Source organism: Paracoccus sp. DMF-8, from assembly GCF_029309835.1.
Lineage (GTDB): Bacteria > Pseudomonadota > Alphaproteobacteria > Rhodobacterales > Rhodobacteraceae > Paracoccus.
The window spans coordinates 366,697-386,329 of sequence record NZ_JARJHL010000011.1 but is presented as its reverse complement, the minus strand read 5'-3'; the positions used below and the strand labels follow the sequence as shown (position 1 = coordinate 386,329).

Below are 19,633 nucleotides of genomic sequence, written 5' to 3'. Positions count from 1 at the left end.
AGCAGGCCAAGAAGAAGATAAAGATCTGGAAGTTGTTCAGACCGGGGAACACGCCCGGATCGACATGCTGCGCCACGCCGTTCGACAGCGCGCCACCCAGCCACCAGTCCTTGAGCGCGTCACCAAGGGTCGCGCCCTCCATCACGTAATACTGGCCCGCCCAGAAGCCGAAGCCGATGAAGAAATAGGTCGCGAAACCAAGAAAAAACCCCACCGTCTTTTCGATGGTGGAGTTGAAGAGACTGTTGCTGCGCGTGGTGCCCGCGTCGATCATCAGAAGACCGACCACCACCATGATCGCACCCACCGTGCCGGACCCGTAGATGAGGTTTTGCACGACCGAGTTCAAAGTCACCTGTTCCGCAAAGAACGGGACTGCGGCTTGTTCCATGTGTAGCTCCCTCGTTGGTAGTGCCGACGGCGCGTTTCAAACGACCGGCACATGCTTCCATCCGCCTGTTGGCTATGTGTCAGGCTGCTTGCGGCCTGTTGCGGACAGAATGCGCCTGCTTTGGCCATTGGCAAATAAAAATTTTCCTGTCGCGCAATTTTTTTCATCCTGAATGTCTTTTTCAGGCAGCATCGCCGGTGATTGAGGCAGTCCGGATCGGCCGGAATATCCGCGATTCCCGGCAGGCAGGTTTTGCGCTGGAATGTTTTTAATACAACTGCTTGCGCCGGATTGGGCCGTTCCGGGCCTGAATGGCGGGGAGGTCGGGTTGGCCGGGTCTTGCGCGGGGTGGCAGGTTATCGCCGCAGATCACGGGATCGCGGCCGCGACAGGCGTGGACAGACGGAATCCCGCCCACCGCCGCACTGTTGGCGTGGTGAGTCTGGCGTCCTTTCGCCCTTTGGAAACAGCTCGGGACGGCGGATCCGCTGCTGTTGGGTATTTATGTGATAGAGAATGCGAAAGGGCCGCGCGGGGGCGGCTGTGCCATCGGCATGGCCGGGGGCGCGCCCGGCCATGCGATGTTGATGATTCCCGCCTTAGAAGGGGCTGTCGGGGAAGTAGTAGCCTTCGGCGTTTTCGGGGGTGACGAGGGTCGAGCCGATGATGAAATCGCCTGCGACCGGCGCCGATGAGACCATGCCGACCGCCGTGATTTCAATCGCGGTGGCGATCATGGCCGGCGGATAGGTGACATTGGCCGGGATCATCGCATCGCCGTCCATGGTGCGCTTGACCATTTCCTTCATCCCGGCGCCGCCAGGGACGAATTTGATGTCCTGACGGTTTGCGGCCTCGATCGCGGCCAGAACGCCCACGGCCATATCGTCATCCGAGGCCCAGACCGCGTCGATCTGGGGGTGTTTCGACAGGAAGTCCTGCATGACGGTAAAGGCCTTGTCGCGGTTCCAGTCACCGTGTTCCATGCCGATGATTTCGATGTTCTTGCCGTCGATGGCGGCCTGGAAGCCTTCGACCCGTTCGTTGTCGATGGTGGTCGGGATGCCGCGCAGGACAACGATCTTGCCACCTTCGGGCAGGGCACCGGCGACATATTCGCCCGCGACGCGGCCGAAGCCGGGGTTGTCGCCCGCGACATAGAGGTCCTGGATGCCATCGACCGCAAGGCCACGGTCGACGACCGTGATCCATGCGCCCGACGCCTTGACGTTCTGGACCGGGCCCGTCAGCGGTTCGGATTCAAAGGGCAGGACGACCAGCGCGTCGATGTTGCGGGTGGCGACCATGTCTTCGATGTCGCTGACCTGTTTGGCCGGGTCGGATGCGGTGGCCAGAACGAAATCCAGTTGCGGATAGGCTTCTTCCAGCCGCTCGACCGTGGTTTTCGCGAAATAGTTCATGCCGCCCGCCCAGCCATGGGTCGCGGCGGGAATGGACACGCCGATGACCTTGGTATCCTGCGCCATGGCCGGGACGGCCAGTGCCAGCGAAAGCGCCAGCGACGGGATGAGCCCCTTGGTGAAATGTTTCATTGCTTCCTCCTCCTTGGTGGTCCGGGTTCAGGTCCCGGATTTGGCTTCGCGCTGCAAAACCACAGCGAGAATGATGATCGCGCCCTGGATGGCGCCGTTCAGATAGGGTGACACGAAATCGGTCAGGTTCAGGATATTGCCGATCAGGACAAGGATCAGCACGCCGATCACCGTGCCCCAGACCCTGCCGAAACCGCCCTTGAGCGCGGTGCCGCCGATGATGACGGCGGCAATCGCCTCCAGCTCCCACAGGACCCCGGTCGAGGCGGAGGCCGAGCCGAGCCGGGGGACATACATGATCGTGGCCACCCCGACCAGCAGCCCCAGCATCACATAGGTCGCCAGCCGCACACGGGCGACGCGGACGCTGGAATATTTCGCAACCTGATCGTTCGATCCGATGGCGGCGCAATGGCGGCCGAAGGCGGTCGAGCGCATCAGGATCTCGCCGATCACGACCACCACGGCAAAGACGATGATCGGCCAGGAAATCCCGAAGATGCCGCCGTAATAGACCGGCTGGTAAAAGCTGCGCAGGCTGAAATCCAGCGACAGCGTGCCGCCATCGGCCAGCCATGTAACAAGGCTGCGGTAGATGCCCATCGAGCCAAGGGTGACGATGAAGGCCTCGATCCCCAGCCTTGTGATCAGGATGCCGTTCAGAAAGCCCGCGACCAGCCCGGCGGCCAGCGCGACGGCCATGCCCAGCAGGATGATCGGCACGCCGACGCCCATCACGGGCAGCGCGCTGTTCATCACAAGGATCATCAGCCCGGCGATGAAGGCCGCCATGGAGCCGACCGACAGGTCCAGCCCGCCCGCTGTGATCACAAAGGTCATGCCGACCGCGATGATGCCGATAAAGGCGGAGCGCGCCAGCACATTGGTAATATTGTCCCAGGCCAGAAAATTCGGGTTCATCAGCGCGCCCGCGACGATCAGGACGATCAGCGCCAGCACGGGGCCGATCACCGACATCTGCAATCTGGCGGTGGGCTTTGCGATATCGCTCATGCGATGTTCTCCTGTGCGGGGGCGGCGGTCACCCCCATGGCAAGGCGGACGATGGCATCTTCGGTGGCATCCGGTCCGGTCAGTTCGCCGGCGATGCGGCCCTGGCGCATGACAAGGACGCGGTCGGACAGGCCGATGACCTCTTGCATTTCGGATGAGATGACGACGATGGCGCGGCCCTGATCGGCAAGGCTGCGGATAAAGCCATACATCTGCTGTTTGGTGCCGATGTCGATGCCGCGCGTGGGTTCGTCGATGATGATGATGTCGGGGTCGGACAGCATGGTTTTCGCAAACAGCAGTTTCTGCTGATTGCCGCCCGACAGGTTGCCGACGGTGGCGGTGCGGGCGCCGCGAATGTCGAAATCGCGGATCGCCTGATCCAGCGCGCGTTCCTCGGCCGGTTTGTCCAGGAAGAACCCGCCGAAACGCGACAGGGCTTGCAGGGTCAGGTTGTCGCGCAGGCCCTTTTTCAGCAGCAGGCCGCGGGTCTTGCGGTCCTCGGTCAGGTAGGACAGGCCGTGATCCAGCGCGTCCTAGGGATGGGTGATGCGCACCGGCTGGCCCTTGATGCGGACAGTGCCGGTGGCGGGGCGCAGACCGGCCAGACCCTCGAACGTCTCGGTGCGCCCGGATCCGGATCAGGCCCGCGACGCCCAGAATCTCGCCCTTGCGCAGGGTCAGGCTGATGGCTTCGGCATGGCCGGGGACGGTCAGGTTTTCGACCTGCAGGATGATCTCGCCGGACGTGCTGTTCTTGGGCGGGAACAGGTCCAGCACCTCGCGCCCGACCATGGCATTGGCCATCTGGTGCTGGTCCATTTCGGCGGCGGGGCCGGTCCAGACGACGCGGCCGTCGCGCATGATGGTCAGGTCGTCGGCGATCTCCTGCACCTCGTCCAGCTTGTGCGAGGTGAACAGCACCGCCGCCCCCTGTTCGCGCAGCGCCCGCACCTGCCGCATCAAGACGGCGGTTTCGGCGCGGGTCAGCACGGCGGTCGGCTCGTCCATGATCAACACGCGGGTATCGCGCAGCAGGGCCTTGGCGATTTCGACCATCTGCTTGTCGGAATTCGACAGGGTCGACACGATGCGGTCGGGCGAAACCCGGCAATCCAGCCGGTCCAGCAGCTCGCGCGTTTTCGCCCGCATCGCGGATTTATCCAGCAGGAACCCGCGTTTCAGCTCGCGGCCAAGAAAGATGTTCTGTTCGACCGTCAACTGTTCGGCAAGGTTGAATTCCTGATGGATCAGGGAAATCCCCAGATCCTCGGCCTGCCCCATGGTGGCGAAGGCGATGGGCTGGCCATCGACCAGCACCTGCCCGGAACTGGGGGGCTGATAGCCGGTCATGATCTTCATCGTGGTCGATTTGCCCGCGCCGTTTTCGCCGATCAGCGCATGGACGCGGCCCGGTTGCAGGGCGATATCGACGTCGTGCAGCACCTCGATCGGGCCGAAGCTGCGGCTGACGGATTGCAGGGCCAGCACGGTCATGGCGCGACCCATGAGGCATTCGATTGCGCGGATCGGATGCAGGCGCGGATGAAACGCATGCCGTCCAGCCCGGCCTCTATCCCCGGCAGCAGGGACAGGTCCGGGGTCTGGCCCGCATCCGCCGCGCGGATCGCCGCCGCTGCTGCCGTGTAGATATTGGCGAAACCTTCCAGATAGCCCTCGGGATGGCCGCCGGGCGTGCGGCTGACGGCATTGGCCGCGTCGGTCGCGCCCGCGCCGCGCCGGGTCAGCAGGCGCTTGGCGTCGCCAAAGGGGGTGAACCACAGATAATTCGGGTCCTCTTGCCCCCATTCCAGCCCGCCCTTGTCGCCAAAGATCCGCAGCCGCAAACCGTTTTCGCAACCCGGCGCGACCTGCGAGCACCACAGCATCCCGCGCGCCCCGCCGTCGAACCGCAGCAGGATGTTGGCATTGTCATCGACCCGCCGCCCCGGCACGAAGCTTTGCAGATCGGCGGCAAGGCTTTCGACCTTCTGGCCGGTCACGAAACAGGCAAGGTTATGGGCATGGGTGCCGATATCGCCAATCGCGCCCCCCGCGCCCGAGCGTTCGGGATCGGTGCGCCATTCGGCCTGTTTGTTGCCGCTGTCGGCGGCTTCGGTCAGCCAGTCCTGCGCATATTCGACCTGCACGACGCGGATCTGCCCCAGATCGCCCCGCGCGACCATGTCACGGGCCTGCCGGATCATCGGATAGGCGGTGTAGTTGTGGGTCAGGATGAACAGGGCCTGCGCCTCGGCCACAGCCGCCGCCAGCGCCTGCGCCTGATCCATCGTCGCAGTCAGCGGCTTGTCGCAGATGACATGAATGCCGCGTTTCAGAAATGCCATCGCGGGGGCGGCATGCATGTGGTTGGGCGTGACGATCGCCACGGCGCGGATGCCGTCGGGGCGCGTGGATTCCGCCTGTGCCATCTGTTCGAAATCCGCGTAGCAGCGCGCCGGGTCCAGCCCAAGCGCCGCGCCGCTGTCCCGCGCCCTTTCGGGGGTCGAGGACAAGGCCCCCGCCACCAGATCGAATTCCCCGTCCAACCGCGCGGCGATACGGTGGACGCCCCCGATAAAGGCGTCCTTGCCACCACCCACCATGCCCAGTCTGATACGTTCGGCCATCACGAAATCCCCAGCATGCGGCGGTTGGCGGCATCATCCGTGCCGCCATCCGCGAAATCGTCAAAGGCCTTGTCCGTCACGCGGATGATATGGTCGCGCACGAATGCCGCGCCTTCGCGGGCGCCATCCTCGGGGTGTTTCAGGTAGCATTCCCATTCGACGACCGCCCAGCCATCGAAATCATTCGCCGCCATTTTTGAAAACACCGCGCCGAAATCGACCTGCCCGTCGCCCAGACTGCGGAAACGGCCCGCGCGGTTCACCCAAGGCTGGAACCCGCCATAGACGCCCTTGCGGCCGGTCGGGTTGAACTCGGCATCCTTGACGTGGAACATCCGGATCCGGTCGCGGTAAATGTCGATATTATCCAGATAATCAAGGCATTGCAGGATGTAATGCGAAGGGTCATACAACATGTTCGCCCGCGCATGATTGCCGACCCGGTCCAGAAACATTTCAAAGCTGTCGCCGTCATGCAGGTCTTCGCCGGGGTGGATTTCATAGCAGATATCGACCCCGCAATCTTCGGCGTGATCCAGAATCGGGTGCCAGCGGCGGGCGAGTTCGTCAAAGGCCGCCTCGACCAGACCCGCCGGGCGCTGCGGCCAGGGGTAGACAAAGGGCCATGCCAGCGCGCCCGAGAAACTGGCCATCGCCGTCAGCCCCATGTGACGGCTGGCGGTCAGGGCCTTGCGGACCTGATCCACCGCCCATTCCTGCCGCGCCTTGGGATTGCCGCGCATCTCGGGGATGGTAAAGCCGTCGAATGCCTCATCATAGGCCGGGTGGGTGGCGACCAGCTGGCCCTGCAGATGGGTCGAAAGCTCGGTCACCTGAATGCCGTTTTCAGCCGCCACCCCTTTGAATTCGTCACAATAATCACGGCTTTCGGCGGCGCGGGACAGGTCGATAAGCCGCCCGTCCCAACTGGGCACCTGCACGCCGATATAGCCGCAATCGGCGGCCCATTTCGTGATGCTGTCCCACGAATTGAAGGGCGCGTCATCACCCGCGAATTGCGCCAGAAACAGCGCAGGCCCCTTGATCGTCTTCATGCCCGAACCCCTTTCCTACACATAGCGATTGACCAGATTTTCCAGCCGCTCCTGCCGGCCGGACACCGGCTGCGGATCCAGCCCGCGTGCCTCGGCCGCGTCGGCGATGGCGTCCAGCGTGGCGCCGGGCGCCAGCATGGCCTGCGCCTCTGCCCCCTGCCAAGCGGCATAGCGGTCGCGGCGCGCGGTCTCTAGCCGGTCGTCTTCCAGCATCCTTGCCGCCGCCTTCAGGCCGCGCGCGCAGACATCCATGGCACCGGCATGGGCCATGACCAGATCCTCGGGGTCCAGCGACTGACGGCGCAGCTTGGCGTCGAAATTCGTGCCGCCAGTGGTAAAGCCGCCCGCCTTCAGCACTTCGTAATAGGCCAGCGCGGTTTCGGGGACATTGTTCGGGAACTGGTCGGTGTCCCAACCCGATTGATAATCGTTGCGGTTCATGTCGATCGAACCAAAAATCCCCAGAGCCGCAGCCAGCGCCAGTTCATGTTCGAACGTGTGCCCGGCAAGGATCGCATGGCCCTGTTCGATGTTCAGCCTGACCTCGTTTTCCAGACCGTAGCGGCGTAAAAAGCCGTAAACATTGCCGACATCGTAATCATATTGATGCTTGGTCGGTTCCTGTGGCTTGGGTTCGATCAGGATCGTGCCCTTGAACCCGATCTTGTGCTTGTAATCGACGACCAGCGACAGAAAGCGGCCCATCTGGTCCAGTTCCTGCCCGATATCGGTGTTCAGCAGCGTCTCATACCCTTCGCGACCGCCCCAGAGGACGTAGTTTTCGCCATTCAGCCGATGCGTCACATCCATGCAGGCGCGCACGGTCGCCGCCGAATAGGCAAAGACATCCGGGTCGGGATTGGTCGCGGCGCCGGACATATAGCGGCGGTTGGAAAACAGATTGGCCGTGCCCCACAAGAGTTTCGGCCCGCCCGCCGCCATCTTTTCGGCAAAGAGATCGGCGATGCGGTTCAGACGGTCGCGGCTTTCGGTCAGGCTGGCACCTTCGGGGCGCACGTCGTGGTCGTGAAAGCAGAAATAGGGCACGCCAAGGATGCGAAACAGGTCAAAGGCGGCATCGGCGCGGGCGCGGGCCAGTTCCATCGTATCGGCGGGAAACCACGGCCGGTCAAAGGTCCGCCCGCCAAAGGGATCGCCGCCTTCCCACACGAAGCTGTGCCAATAGGCGACGGCAAAGCGCAGATGATCCTCCATCCGCTTGCCCAGGACGATTTCGTCGGGGTTGTAATGGCGAAAGCCGGGGCCGTCGCCATCGGGGTCATAGGCCAGCGGGGCAATCGCGTCGAAGTAACCGCTCATGGATTTTCCTTTTCGCTGCCGGGATGCGGCAGGTTGTCTTTCAGATAGATCGCCGGGGTGATCTGCCCGGCGTCGGGTGGGATCTGCTTGCCATCCGCCAGCGCCCTCATCAGATCCAGCGCGGTCGAGACCTCGGTCGCGGGGCGCTGGTCGATGACCGCGTCGATCAAGGCGCGCTCCAGCCCCGGACGGGTCACCGGGGTCAGGTCGTGCAGCACCACGAAAGGGCGCGGCGCGGGCAGATGCGCCAGGATGCGGATCAGGGCGCGGTTGCCCGCCCCCATCGAATAGATCCCCGTCACGTCCGGGTTTTCGGCCAAAGCGGCGCTGACCGCATGTTCCATCACCTCGGGGCGGTCCTGGACGACCAGCGGGGGCAGAATGTCCAGCCCGGCATGGGCCTCGGCCAGAACGGCGCGGGCACCGTCCAGCCGTTCGCGGTGATCGCGGGCGGTATAGGCGCCGATGATCGGCAGGATGCGGCCCCGCCTGCCGGTGTGGGCCAGCCGGATCAGCCGCCCCGCCGTCCGCCCCGCCACGCTGTTGTCGATCCCGACATAGGCGGCACGGGCGGCGGCTGCGGCGTCGCCGATCAGCGTCACGACCGGCATCCCGCCCGCCGCCAGCCGTTCGATCTGCAGGGCGATGCCGGGGGTTTCGATGCCGACCAGCGCCAGACAGTCGAAGTCCTCGGGGCGCAGCCGCGTCAGTTCGTCCGCCAGCGGGGCCGGTTCCAGCGCGGGCAGTTCGCGGATGGTGATGCGGATGCGGTCCGCCTGACGCAGGGCCGATTGCGCGCGCACGCAATCGCCAAGGACGCGGAAAAAGCTGTGATCGCCGCGCGGCAGCAGAAACAGGAATTCATAGGTGCGGCGGCGCGACAGGTTCGCGGCCTGCTGATCGCGTTCATAGCCCAGGGCCTCGATGGCACTGCGGACCCGCAGCACGGATTTTTCCGCGACTCCGCCCCGCGCATTCAGCACGCGATCCGCGGTGGCATAGCTGACACCAGCCATCCGCGCCACGTCCCGCAGCGTCGGCTTTTTCATTCCCGGCCTCCTCCCTGCGGATCAGAGTGCAGCAAAAATGATAGACGTCAATCATTTTTCGTCGAGCCGGTGAATTACGGGGTTTTGCGCTGCGCGGGAAAGGCTGGTTCATGGCCGAAACCGCCGGGGCAAGTGGCGTCAGAAAGGCCCCGGCGGTCGCTGTCGCGAAACGGCAAAAGGGGCGGCATTCGCCCGCCCCTCGCTGCCCGTCTTTCGCGCCAGAGCGGCGACCTGCCAGCCGGAACCGATCCCAATCAAGCGCCGTGTTTCGCCATGACGCGATCGTGAACATCCGGGCGAAAACGCGCACCCGCAGATATCTGAGACGAAACGTCACTGTGCAGATCCGGTCGGGTTCAGCCGCGTGTGAAAAGGACGGCCATGCCACCAGACGCGGCCCTCGGGCCTATTAACCGCCTGCCGCGAATCACCTGCCCCCGGACGCCTTGTCAGCGCGCTGCGGGTTCAGTCGCCTGCAGCAGCGACCTCTGCCCCACGGACAAACTCATCAATCAGCGCAGCCGTCTGATCGACGTAATCCTGCACATAAGCCAGCGAGGACAGGACCGAATGTTCGCGCTGGTCAAAACCGTGATCGGCGCCCTGCAGCACGCTCAGCCTGATATCCGCGCCGCCCGCGATCAGCCCCTGCGCCATGGTTTCGCATTTTGCCGTATCCACGATGCGATCCTCGGATGACAGGATCATCAGCGCGCGGACATGCGCGGGCCATTCCGCATCACCGGCGCGGCTGATCACGCCGCAATAGGGGTAAAGCAGCACGACAGGCCCGATCCCGGCCGCAAGCCGTTCGGCGGGCACCGGCCATTGCCCAAGACCCGGCGGCAGGTCGCCGCTGTCCAGCAGGTCCAGATATTCCATCACCGACCAACCGCCATGCGAGGCGCCCAGCAACAGCATGTCACGGGGGTCGATCTGCGGCATCGCGGCCAGCGCCGCCTGCGCCACGGCGATATCGCCCGCGCGTTCGGCCCCGGTCAGAAGCTGCGCGGCGCAGACCGCGCGCCAGGACTGCATCCTGTCCAGACCGCGCGGGCCGTGGCTGTCGACGATCAGGGCGGCACGACCCAGGGCGACCATCTGCCGCGCCCAGAGGTCCATGTTGTCATGCACCCCGTCGCAGCCGGACATCAGAATGGCCGCGCGGAACGGGCCGGCGCCCTCGGGCTGGATCAGCCGCCAGCGGGGAGCCAGCAGCGCCAGCCGCTCGGCCGGGGTTTGCGTCACCGGTTGCCAGCCTGCGGCGTTGCGCGCCGTATTCACCCCCAGCATCGCCGCGATCACGCCCAGAACAAGCGCCGCAGCGATCACGAACCGTTTGCGCAACCCAGCAGCCCCCCTTGCCCGCAATGCGCCTTGAGCCGGGTGGCCGCCGCGCCGTCCCAATGATCGGGCCGGGTCACGGCGGACCAGGCGTCGATATAGTCATGGACGTGATAGACATGGCCATAACCCGGCGGCGTCGAGGTGCTGAGGGCCAGATCCACCGTCAACTGCAACTGCGTCACGATCGGGGTAAAGGACAGCAGGGGCGACACATCCGGGGCCTTCGGCTCGCGCATCCAGACCGGTTCGCGCCAGGCAGAGGATGCGCTGTAAAAGACGATCGGATCGCTGGCATATTGCAGGAACAGGACGCGCATCCGGCCCCAGCCATGATGCAGCCGCAGCGGCTTGGCATATTGGCTGGCATAGCGGATCACCTGCCCGTCATCGACCACCGGCAGGACAAAGGGGCTGTCGGGCTGACGCGCCGCATTCGCCTGATTCCACAGCGTCGAGGGGAAGGGCGGCCCGACCCACAGCGCCCCGTTGATCGGTTCGTTCATCATCTGAAAGACATTGAACGCATACATCGACGACCACGAACCCAGTGAAATCCCGTGCATGTAAAGCTGCGGCCGCTGATCGCGGGGCATGGCGGCCCAGTGTTCATAGACCAGCTGCACCAGCGCGGCGGCCTGATCCAGACCGGAATCCGCCTCGAATATCAGGGCCAGAGGGCTTTGCAGATAGGAATATTGCACCGCAACCGTCGCGACATCGCCGTCATGCATATATTCCAGCGCGTCATAGCTGGCCGGGTCCATCCAGCCGGTTCCCGTCGGGCTGGAGACGACCAGAATCCTGCGTTCAAAGGCGCCGACACGCTGCATTTCATCGAAGGCGATCCGGGCGCGGACCTGCGGATCGCTGTCCTGCGCCAGACCGACATAGATGCGCAGCGGCTGTTTCGCGGGACGGCCGTTGAAGGTCTGGATCGCCCGCGCATCCGGCCCGCCGCGCACGAAATCACGCCCCGGCTTGCCCATCAGATCCCATGAAACCAGCGATTCGGCCGATCCGGGGCGCCATGGCTCGACCGGTTCAGCCGCCTCGGGGTGGGTCAGGTGCTGGGCGGCGGCATAGGACGGATCGGCAAAGCGCATCAGCGCGCCCACGACACCGTCGCGGGTGACGATCAAAATCACCAGCGCGGACAAAAGCAGGCCCAGAACATCGGCGCTGCGCGTCGGAATGTGACGGGCCAGCCGCCGCCGCAGCAGGTTGAACAACCCCTGAATCAGCAGCCCGATCACATAAAGCGCCAGGAAAACCGCCAGGGCGATCATCGCCATGCGCAGGGTATTGACCACCTCCAGCTCTGACAGGCCCATGCGGTGGCGGATATCGTTCTGCCAGCTTCGCGCGCGCAGCAGACAGAACAGCAGCAGGCCCAGCACGGGAACCGCGACAACCAGATGCGCCGCACGCGCCCCCGCGCCCCGCAGGACCGGAATTTCCAGCGACCGCCACAGCGCCAGCACGAATTGCGTGACCAGATAGCCCAGTGCCATCGAGGCTCCCGCCAGCACCCCCTGCGCCACCGTTCCGCGCGGAATCAGCGATGGCGTCAGCGATGCCGCCGCCAGCAAAAGCCCCATCAGCAGCGGCAGAACCGGCCCTGCCCAACCGCCGATCCGGATCATGACGCCGCCCGCGTCCCTATCGCCCATTCGCTTTTTCCCCGCCCTTCGCCATCGCGACCATGCCCGATCTTTCTAAAGAAAACGTTGATTTCTTATGACCGCAGCCGTGGCAAACTGTGCCGCGCCAGCCCCGGCCACGCAACCCGGTCCCGCAGGCGCCCCGCAATCTTCGCGCTTTCGGTGGGGCTTTCGGGCTGTTAACTGAAACCATGACCCCTGCCCCCAAACTTCTTGTTCTGGATTGCGACGGCGTGCTGATCGACAGCGAGATCATCAGCGCCCGCATGCTGGTGGCCGAACTGGCGAATTTCGGGGTCTCGATCGACCTGGGCTATGTCGCCCAACGGTTTCTGGGCCGCAGCTATCCCACCGTTCTGGCCGAGATCCGGCGCGATTTCGGCATCGACCTGCCCCCCGCCTTCGAGGATCAGTATCGCGAGCGCCTGCTGGACGCCTTTCGCCGCGAATTGCAGGTGATGCCGGGCGTGCCGCAGGTGCTGGACGCGCTGGCCATTCCCTTTTGCGTTGCGACCTCGTCCAGCCCGCGCCGGGCGGAATTTTCGCTGCAGCAGGTCGGGCTGTGGGATCGTCTGCGCAATCTCACCTTCACCGCCAGCGAGGTGGCGCGGGGCAAACCCGCCCTCGATCTGTTCCTGCATGCCGCGTCCCGGATGGGCGTCCCGCCCCGCGACTGTCTGGTGATCGAAGACAGCCTGACCGGTATCCGCGCCGCAAGGGCCGCAGGAATGGCGGTCTGGCGCTTTACCGGGGGCAGCCATATGCGGGGCGATACGCCGCCCGAGCCGGATGACGCCCGGCCTGACCTGCATTTCGCCGATTTCGCCGATTTCTTTCGGCTGGCACCCGAATTGCTGGCGCCCGAGTTGAGGAGAGCGACATGAACCCGTCCGGGGCCGAGCCGACGCCACAGGATGATGCCGCGCGCGCGGGCTGGCTGTATTACGTCGGCGGGCTGACGCAGGACCAGATCGCGACGGAACTGGGCATCAGCCGCCAGCGCGCGCAGCGTCTGGTCAGCCGCGCCATGGCCGAAGGGCTGATCCATGTCCGCCTGAACCACCGCATCGGCGCCTGCATGGAGATGGAAAGCCGCCTGCGCAGCCGCTTTGATCTGGGGCGCTGCCGGGTCATGCCCTCGCTGCCCGCGGGCGCGGATCCGGTGCTGGCCATCGCGGGCGCAGCGGCGGCGGAACTGGAACGGTTCCTGCGCATGCCCGAGCCGCTGGTCATCGGTCTGGGCACCGGCCGCGCCCTGCGCGGTCTGGCCGAGGAACTGACCCCGACCGAGGCGCAACAACATAAACTTGTCTCGCTGATCGGCAATATCGCCCCCGACGGCTCGGCCAGCTTCTTCGACGTGGTGATGCGCGTCGCCGACAAGGTCCGCGCGCCGCATTACCCGATGCCGGTCCCGGTGATCAGCACCTCGCCCCAGGAACATGCCGCCTTTCACAGCCTGCCGCCGGTGCGCCGCGTCGTCGATCTGGCGCAGAGTGCCGATGTGGTCTTTGTCGGGGTGGGCCAGATGTCGGATGACGCGCCCCTGCGCGCCGACGGGTTTTTGTCGCTGGACGAATTGCAGGACATGCGCGCGGCGGGCGCGGTCGGCGAAGTCGCGGGTTGGGTCTTTGATCCGCAGGGTCGTTATCTGGATGTCGGCACGAACCGCCGCACCGGCGGCATCCGGGTCGCGCCGGGGCTGGATCGCCCCTCGATCGGGGTGGCGGCGGGCGACAGCAAGGTTCCGGCCATTCTGGGCGCCATGAAATCGCGTATTATCAACGGTCTGGTCACCGACGAACGGACCGCGCAGGCCCTGCTGGCCTGAACCCTGCCCCCGCCCTTTGGACATGAACGTCAAAAAACTACGACAAAAGTGTTTGCATTTCAGCGCCCATGTGTGAGTATTTGCCCATCAAGCGATCAAATGCTCATTGCTTGAAAGGGAGGGAAGACAATGCAGATGAATATCCGCGCGCTGATGGGCGCGTCGGCACTGGCCATGTTCGCAGGGGCAGGCCTTGCCGAGACCACCATCACCGTCGCCACGGTGAACAATGGCGACATGATCCGCATGCAAAAGCTGATGCCCGCCTTCAACGAGGCCCATCCCGACATCAAGGTCGAATGGGTCACGCTGGAAGAAAACATCCTGCGCCAGCGCGTTACGACCGATATCGCCACCAAGGGCGGCCAGTTCGACGTGCTGACCATCGGCACCTATGAGGCGCCGATCTGGGGCAAGCAGGGCTGGCTGATGTCGCTGAACGACCTGCCCGCCGAATATGACGTGGACGACCTGCTGCCCGCAATCCGGGGCGGGTTGACCGTCGATGACCAGTTGATTGCCGCGCCGTTTTACGGCGAAAGCTCGATGGTGATGTATCGCACCGACCTGATGGAACAGGCCGGGCTGGAGATGCCCGAGGCGCCGACCTGGGAATTCATCCGCGAAGCCGCCGAAAAGATGACCGACAAGGGCAATGAGGTCTATGGCATCTGCCTGCGCGGCAAGGCCGGTTGGGGCGAAAACATGGCATTTCTGACGGCGATGTCGAACAGTTTCGGCGCAAGCTGGTTCGACATGGACTGGAAACCCCAGTTCGACCAGCAGCCGTGGAAGGACACACTGAATTTCTATCTGGACCTGATGAACAACTACGGCCCTCCGGGCGCGTCCAGCAACGGGTTCAACGAAAACCTGTCGCTGTTCCAGCAGGGCAAATGCGGCATGTGGATCGACGCGACGGTCGCGGCGTCCTTTGTCACCAACCCGGCGGAATCGACGGTCGCGGACAAGGTCGGCTTTGCGCTGGCGCCCGACAACGGGCTGGGCAAGCGCGGCAACTGGCTGTGGGCATGGAACCTGGCCATCCCGGCATCCAGCACGAAAGCCGATGCGGCGAAAACCTTTGTCGCATGGGCCACGTCCAAGGAATATCTGGCGCTGGTCGCCGAAAACGAGGGCTGGGCCAACGTCCCGCCGGGCACGCGCCAGTCGCTGTATGACAACCCCGAATACCAGAAAGTCCCCTTTGCCAAGATGACGCTGGATCTGATCAATTCGGCCGATCCGACCCATCCGGCGGTGCATGACGTGCCCTATATCGGCGTGCAATTCGTCGCGATCCCCGAATTCCAGGGGCTGGGCACGGCGGTCGGGCAGATGTTTTCGGCAGCCCTGGCCGGGTCGACGACGGCGGATCAGGCGCTGTCGCAAGCTCAGGCGCTGGTGACGAACGAGATGACCCGCTCGGGCTACATCAAGTAAGCGTCACAGCCCCGGCGCGGGGCCTGCCTCTCCCTCCTTGAACAGGGTCCCGCGCCACATTTTTTCCAGTCTTACGGGTATCGCCATGGCAACCGAACATTCTCGGACGGCAGCGCGTCTCATGGTCTCTCCGGCCGTCATCCTGTTGTTCTTGTGGATGATCGTGCCTTTGGGGATGACGCTTTACTTCAGCTTCCTGCGCTACAACCTGTTGATGCCGGGGATGGAGACATGGGCCGGTTTCGACAACTATTATTATTTCGTCAACCAACCCGCCTTCTGGTCGGCGCTGACGAATACCCTGCTGCTGGTCGGCGGTGTGTTGTGCATCACGACGGTCGGCGGCATCGCGCTGGCCCTGCTGCTGGACCAGCCGTTCAAGGGGCAGGGCATCGTGCGGGTGATGGTGATCGCGCCGTTCTTCGTCATGCCGACCGTGTCCGCGCTGGTGTGGAAAAACATGTTCATGAACCCCGTGAACGGCATGTTCGCCCATATCGCCAAGGCTTTGGGCATGCAGCCCTATGATTTTCTGTCGCAGGCGCCGCTCGCGTCCATCATCCTGATCGTCGCATGGAGCTGGCTGCCCTTTGCCACGCTGATCCTGCTGACCGCGCTGCAAAGCCTTGACCGCGAACAGATGGAGGCGGCCGAAATGGACGGCGCAAGCTGGTTCAACCGTTTCATCCATCTGGTCCTGCCGCATCTGACGCGCTCGATCACCGTGGTCATCCTGATCCAGACGATTTTCCTGCTGTCGGTTTTCGCCGAAATTCTGGTCACGACCAATGGCGGGCCGGGCACGGCATCGACCAACCTGCCCTTTCTTGTCTATGCGCAGTCGCTGCTGAACTACGATGTCGGCGGCGGTTCGGCGGGCGGCATCATCGCGGTCATTCTGGCCAATATCGTGGCGATCTTCCTGATGCGGATGATCGGCCGGAATCTGGAGAGCTGAGGATGGCACGCAAAACCTCGCCCACCCGTCAGGCCGTCGTCACCATCGCCGCATGGACCATCGGTTTCCTGATTTTCTTCCCGATCCTGTGGATCATCATCCTGTCGTTCAAATCCGAAGGCGATGCGATCAGGACGCCCCTGCAGGTGCTGATGTCGGACTGGACGCTGCAAAGCTATCACGATGTTCAGGAACGCTCGAACTATGCGCGGCATTTCTGGAATTCGGTCATCATCTCGCTTGGATCAACCGCGCTGGCGCTGGTCATCGCGATCCCCGCCGCGTGGTCCATGGCCTTTGTGCCGGGGCGGCGGACCAAGGATCTGTTGATGTGGATGCTGTCGACCAAGATGATGCCCGCCGTGGGTGTTCTGGTGCCGCTGTATCTGCTGTTTCGCGATTTCCGGCTGCTGGACACCCATATCGGCCTGATCGGCGTGCTGACCATGGTCAACCTGCCCATCGTGATCTGGATGCTCTATACCTATTTCAAGGAAATCCCCGGCGAAATCCTGGAAGCGGCCCGTGTCGACGGTGCATCCCTGCGCCATGAAATCATCCATGTGCTGACGCCGATGGCGATCCCCGGCATCGCATCCACGCTGCTTCTGAACATCATCCTGGCGTGGAACGAAGCATTCTGGACCCTGCAACTGACCACGTCAAAGGCGGCACCGCTGACCCAGTTCATCGCCAGCTATTCATCGCCCGAGGGGCTGTTTTACGCAAAACTTTCGGCCGCATCGACCATGGCGATCGCGCCGATCCTGATCCTTGGCTGGTTCAGCCAGAAACAACTCGTCCGCGGCCTGACCTTCGGCGCGGTGAAGTGAGGTAGAGATGGGACAGATCACCCTTTCATCGGTCACCAAAAGCTTTGGCGAGGTCAATGTGATCCCGCCGCTTGACCTCGACATCAACGATGGCGAATTCGTCGTCTTCGTCGGGCCTTCGGGCTGCGGGAAATCGACGCTGCTGCGGCTGATCGCGGGGCTCGAAGACATCACTTCGGGCCAGATCCGCATCGACGGGACGGATGCGACGGATACGCCGCCGGGCAAGCGCGGGCTGGCGATGGTGTTTCAATCCTATGCGCTTTACCCGCATATGACGGTGCGCAAGAACATCGCCTTTCCGCTGAAGATGGCGGGGATGGACAAGGCGCAACAGGATGCCAAGGTCGAAAACGCCGCGCGCATCCTGAACCTGACCAATTATCTGGACCGCCGTCCGGGGCAGTTGTCGGGCGGCCAGCGCCAGCGCGTCGCCATCGGCCGCGCCATCGTGCGCGAACCGGCGGCCTTCCTGTTCGACGAACCGCTGTCGAACCTTGATGCGGCGCTGCGCGTGACCATGCGGCAGGAAATTTCCGAACTGCATCAGACCCTGAAAACCACGATGATCTATGTCACCCACGATCAGGTCGAGGCGATGACCATGGCCGACAAGATCGTGGTGCTGAACGCCGGCCGCATCGAACAGGTCGGCAGCCCGCTGGACCTGTATCGCAGCCCCCGCAACCTGTTCGTCGCGGGTTTCATCGGCAGCCCCAAGATGAATTTCATCACCGGCGATCAGGCCGCCCGCGAAAGCTGCGTGACGCTTGGCGTGCGCCCCGAACATCTGGCCGTGACGACAGGCGGGCGCTGGAACGGCACCATCGGGCTGGCCGAACATCTGGGCTCCGACACTTTCCTGAAGGTCGTCACGGATGAGGCGGGCGAACTGACCGTCCGCGTCTCTGGCGAACAGAACCTGCATCACGGCGACCGCATCAGCCTGGAACCGCAGGCCGACCGGCTTTACCGCTTCAACGCCGACGGATTGGCGCTCTGACAACCATCCCGACAAGACGGCCATCCCGACAACCGGAAGATCCGAGACATGCCTTCTGACACCCCGACCCAAATGCCCCGCTATGATCGCGGGGCACTGACCCCCGGCATCGTCCATATCGGGCTGGGCAATTTCCACCGCGCCCATATGGCCGTCTATCTGGACGACCTGTTCAATCTGGGGCTGGGCCATGACTGGGCAATCATCGGCGCAGGCGTGCGCGCGCCCGATGCCGCCATGCGCGATGCGCTGCGCGGGCAGGATTGCCTGTCCACGGTGATCGAACTGGACCCGGCGGGCAAGACCTGCCGGCGCATCGGCGCGATGATCGACTTTCTGCCCGTCCAGCCCGACAATGCCGCGCTGATCGCCGCGATGAGCCGCCCCGAAATCCGCATCGTGTCCCTGACCGTGACCGAAGGCGGCTATTTCATCGACGCGAATACGGGCCGGTTTGACCCGACGGCCCCCGAAATCCGCGCCGATGCCGCGCGCCCCGACAGCCCCGCCACGGCCTTTGGTGCCATCGTCGCGGCGCTGAAGGCGCGGCGGGCGGCGGGCATCCCGCCCTTTACCGTGATGTGCTGCGACAACCTGCCGGAAAACGGCCATGTCACCCATTCGGCGGTCGTGGGCCTTGCCCGCCTGTCGGACCCCGAACTGGCCGCCCGGATCGACGCCAATGTCGCCTTTCCGAATGCGATGGTCGACCGCATCACCCCCGCGACCGGCCCGCGCGAACGCGCCCTCGCCGCCGGTTTCGGCCTGAGCGATCCGGTTCCCGTCACCTGCGAGCCGTTCCGTCAATGGGTGGTCCAGGACAATTTCCCCGCAGGCCGCCCGCCCTCGGAACGGGTCGGCGTGACCTTTTCCGATCAGGTCCACGCCTATGAGATGATGAAGATCCGCATCCTGAACGGCGGCCATGCGATCATCGCCTATCCGGCCGGGCTGATGGATATCGAGCTGGTGCATGAGGCGATGGCCGACCCGCTGGTTTCCGCCTTTCTGGACCGCGTCGAAAGGGGTGAGGTCATCCCCTATGTGCCCCCCGTCCCCGATACGGATATCCCGGCCTATTACGACCTGATCCGCAACCGCTTTTCCAACCCCGAGGTCGCCGATACGGTCCGCCGCCTGTGTCTGGACGGATCGAACCGCCAGCCGAAATTCATCCTGCCATCGGTGCGCGATGCGCGCGCGGTCGGCGGCTCGGTCCGGGGGCTGGCGCTGGTGTCGGCGCTGTGGTGCCGCTATTGCCACGGCACGACGGACAGCGGCGCGGTGATCGCGCCGAATGATCCGAATTGGAACGCGCTGACCACCCTGTCGCAAGCCGCGCGGTCGCGCCCGCAAAGCTGGCTGGAACAGCCCGCCGTCTATGGCAATCTGGCCAATGATGCCGAGTTTTCCGCAGCCTTTGCGCAATGGCTGGACAGGCTGTGGACCGAAGGAACCAAGGCGGTGCTGCGCGACTATTGCGGCTGATCAGGCAAGGCGACCGGGCCAGAATCGTGGTGCCAGAATCGCGATGTCGCAATCGCG

15 protein-coding genes and 2 pseudogenes are annotated in these 19,633 nt (G+C 64.1%); 7 read left to right on the top strand and 10 right to left on the bottom strand.

Features of this window, described 5'->3' with window-relative positions; genetic code table 11:
• The 10 genes and pseudogenes from PE067_RS13470 to PE067_RS13425 all read right to left on the bottom strand — a co-directional run.
• A pseudogene (locus tag PE067_RS13470) lies at positions 1-391 on the bottom strand (ammonium transporter); the annotation flags it as partial.
• A 599-nt stretch (positions 392-990) separates the two neighbouring features.
• Positions 991-1,944 (bottom strand): ABC transporter substrate-binding protein, encoded by a 954-nt coding sequence (locus PE067_RS13465; RefSeq protein ID WP_276190013.1) that lies wholly within the window; start codon positions 1,942-1,944, stop codon positions 991-993.
• Between the two features lie 27 nt (positions 1,945-1,971).
• The gene (locus tag PE067_RS13460; protein WP_276190011.1) at positions 1,972-2,958 is read right to left on the bottom strand and encodes an ABC transporter permease; all 987 of its coding nucleotides are present in this window, start codon (positions 2,956-2,958) and stop codon (positions 1,972-1,974) included.
• A pseudogene (locus PE067_RS13455) lies at positions 2,955-4,455 on the bottom strand (sugar ABC transporter ATP-binding protein). Before PE067_RS13455 ends, PE067_RS13460 begins: the two are co-directional and overlap by 4 nt.
• The gene (locus tag PE067_RS13450) at positions 4,452-5,588 is read right to left on the bottom strand and encodes a Gfo/Idh/MocA family oxidoreductase (RefSeq protein WP_276190010.1); all 1,137 of its coding nucleotides are present in this window, start codon (positions 5,586-5,588) and stop codon (positions 4,452-4,454) included. The pseudogene PE067_RS13455 and the gene PE067_RS13450 overlap by 4 nt, the downstream one beginning before the upstream one ends.
• On the bottom strand, positions 5,588-6,643 hold the full coding sequence (locus PE067_RS13445; protein ID WP_276190009.1) for a sugar phosphate isomerase/epimerase: 1,056 nt from the start codon (positions 6,641-6,643) through the stop codon (positions 5,588-5,590). Before PE067_RS13445 ends, PE067_RS13450 begins: the two co-directional genes overlap by 1 nt.
• A 15-nt stretch (positions 6,644-6,658) precedes the next feature.
• Positions 6,659-7,963, bottom strand: a complete 1,305-nt coding sequence (gene xylA / locus PE067_RS13440; protein WP_276190007.1) for a xylose isomerase — start codon at positions 7,961-7,963, stop codon at positions 6,659-6,661.
• On the bottom strand, positions 7,960-9,012 hold the full coding sequence (locus PE067_RS13435) for a LacI family DNA-binding transcriptional regulator (RefSeq protein ID WP_276190004.1): 1,053 nt from the start codon (positions 9,010-9,012) through the stop codon (positions 7,960-7,962). Before PE067_RS13435 ends, xylA begins: the two co-directional genes overlap by 4 nt.
• 465 nt (positions 9,013-9,477) lie before the next feature.
• Positions 9,478-10,359, bottom strand: a complete 882-nt coding sequence (locus PE067_RS13430; RefSeq protein ID WP_276190003.1) for a dienelactone hydrolase family protein — start codon at positions 10,357-10,359, stop codon at positions 9,478-9,480.
• Positions 10,341-12,029, bottom strand: a complete 1,689-nt coding sequence (locus PE067_RS13425; RefSeq protein WP_276190000.1) for an alpha/beta-hydrolase family protein — start codon at positions 12,027-12,029, stop codon at positions 10,341-10,343. Before PE067_RS13425 ends, PE067_RS13430 begins: the two co-directional genes overlap by 19 nt.
• Before the next feature lie 182 nt (positions 12,030-12,211).
• Between PE067_RS13425 and PE067_RS13420 the strand changes: the two genes are divergently transcribed.
• The 7 genes from PE067_RS13420 to PE067_RS13390 all read left to right on the top strand — a co-directional run bounded on the left by PE067_RS13420 (position 12,212) and on the right by PE067_RS13390 (position 19,576).
• Entirely contained in the window at positions 12,212-12,904 is a 693-nt protein-coding gene (locus tag PE067_RS13420; RefSeq protein WP_276189999.1) for an HAD family hydrolase, read from the top strand.
• Positions 12,901-13,851 carry a sugar-binding transcriptional regulator gene (locus tag PE067_RS13415; protein ID WP_276189997.1) on the top strand — a complete coding sequence of 317 codons (951 nt, stop codon included), beginning with the start codon at positions 12,901-12,903 and terminating at the stop codon, positions 13,849-13,851. The genes PE067_RS13420 and PE067_RS13415 overlap by 4 nt, the downstream gene beginning before the upstream one ends.
• 129 nt (positions 13,852-13,980) lie before the next feature.
• Positions 13,981-15,294 carry a sugar ABC transporter substrate-binding protein gene (locus PE067_RS13410; RefSeq protein WP_276189995.1) on the top strand — a complete coding sequence of 438 codons (1,314 nt, stop codon included), beginning with the start codon at positions 13,981-13,983 and terminating at the stop codon, positions 15,292-15,294.
• Between the two features lie 85 nt (positions 15,295-15,379).
• Positions 15,380-16,252: a sugar ABC transporter permease gene (locus PE067_RS13405; RefSeq protein WP_276189993.1), complete on the top strand. Its 873-nt coding sequence runs from the start codon at positions 15,380-15,382 to the stop codon at positions 16,250-16,252.
• Between the two features lie 2 nt (positions 16,253-16,254).
• A complete protein-coding gene (locus PE067_RS13400; RefSeq protein WP_276189991.1) occupies positions 16,255-17,085 on the top strand; it encodes a carbohydrate ABC transporter permease in 831 nt (276 codons plus the stop codon).
• Between the two features lie 7 nt (positions 17,086-17,092).
• Positions 17,093-18,088 carry an ABC transporter ATP-binding protein gene (locus PE067_RS13395; RefSeq protein ID WP_276189989.1) on the top strand — a complete coding sequence of 332 codons (996 nt, stop codon included), beginning with the start codon at positions 17,093-17,095 and terminating at the stop codon, positions 18,086-18,088.
• Positions 18,089-18,136: 48 nt separating this feature from the next.
• Positions 18,137-19,576 (top strand): mannitol dehydrogenase family protein, encoded by a 1,440-nt coding sequence (locus PE067_RS13390; RefSeq protein WP_276189988.1) that lies wholly within the window; start codon positions 18,137-18,139, stop codon positions 19,574-19,576.
• The last annotated feature ends 57 nt before the right edge of the window (positions 19,577-19,633 follow it).

What these genes read in the sequence shown, in the direction of transcription:
- xylA (WP_276190007.1), bottom strand. Translation starts at nt 7,963, where the DNA reads ATGAGCGGTTACTTCGACGCGATTGCCCCGCTGGCCTATGACCCCGAT.
- PE067_RS13420 (WP_276189999.1), top strand. Translation starts at nt 12,212, where the DNA reads ATGACCCCTGCCCCCAAACTTCTTGTTCTGGATTGCGACGGCGTGCTG.
- PE067_RS13465 (WP_276190013.1), bottom strand. Translation starts at nt 1,944, where the DNA reads ATGAAACATTTCACCAAGGGGCTCATCCCGTCGCTGGCGCTTTCGCTG.
- PE067_RS13425 (WP_276190000.1), bottom strand. Translation starts at nt 12,029, where the DNA reads ATGGGCGATAGGGACGCGGGCGGCGTCATGATCCGGATCGGCGGTTGG.
- PE067_RS13435 (WP_276190004.1), bottom strand. Translation starts at nt 9,012, where the DNA reads ATGAAAAAGCCGACGCTGCGGGACGTGGCGCGGATGGCTGGTGTCAGC.
- PE067_RS13415 (WP_276189997.1), top strand. Translation starts at nt 12,901, where the DNA reads ATGAACCCGTCCGGGGCCGAGCCGACGCCACAGGATGATGCCGCGCGC.
- PE067_RS13405 (WP_276189993.1), top strand. Translation starts at nt 15,380, where the DNA reads ATGGCAACCGAACATTCTCGGACGGCAGCGCGTCTCATGGTCTCTCCG.
- PE067_RS13400 (WP_276189991.1), top strand. Translation starts at nt 16,255, where the DNA reads ATGGCACGCAAAACCTCGCCCACCCGTCAGGCCGTCGTCACCATCGCC.
- PE067_RS13390 (WP_276189988.1), top strand. Translation starts at nt 18,137, where the DNA reads ATGCCTTCTGACACCCCGACCCAAATGCCCCGCTATGATCGCGGGGCA.
- PE067_RS13450 (WP_276190010.1), bottom strand. Translation starts at nt 5,588, where the DNA reads ATGGCCGAACGTATCAGACTGGGCATGGTGGGTGGTGGCAAGGACGCC.
- PE067_RS13395 (WP_276189989.1), top strand. Translation starts at nt 17,093, where the DNA reads ATGGGACAGATCACCCTTTCATCGGTCACCAAAAGCTTTGGCGAGGTC.
- PE067_RS13460 (WP_276190011.1), bottom strand. Translation starts at nt 2,958, where the DNA reads ATGAGCGATATCGCAAAGCCCACCGCCAGATTGCAGATGTCGGTGATC.
- PE067_RS13445 (WP_276190009.1), bottom strand. Translation starts at nt 6,643, where the DNA reads ATGAAGACGATCAAGGGGCCTGCGCTGTTTCTGGCGCAATTCGCGGGT.
- PE067_RS13410 (WP_276189995.1), top strand. Translation starts at nt 13,981, where the DNA reads ATGCAGATGAATATCCGCGCGCTGATGGGCGCGTCGGCACTGGCCATG.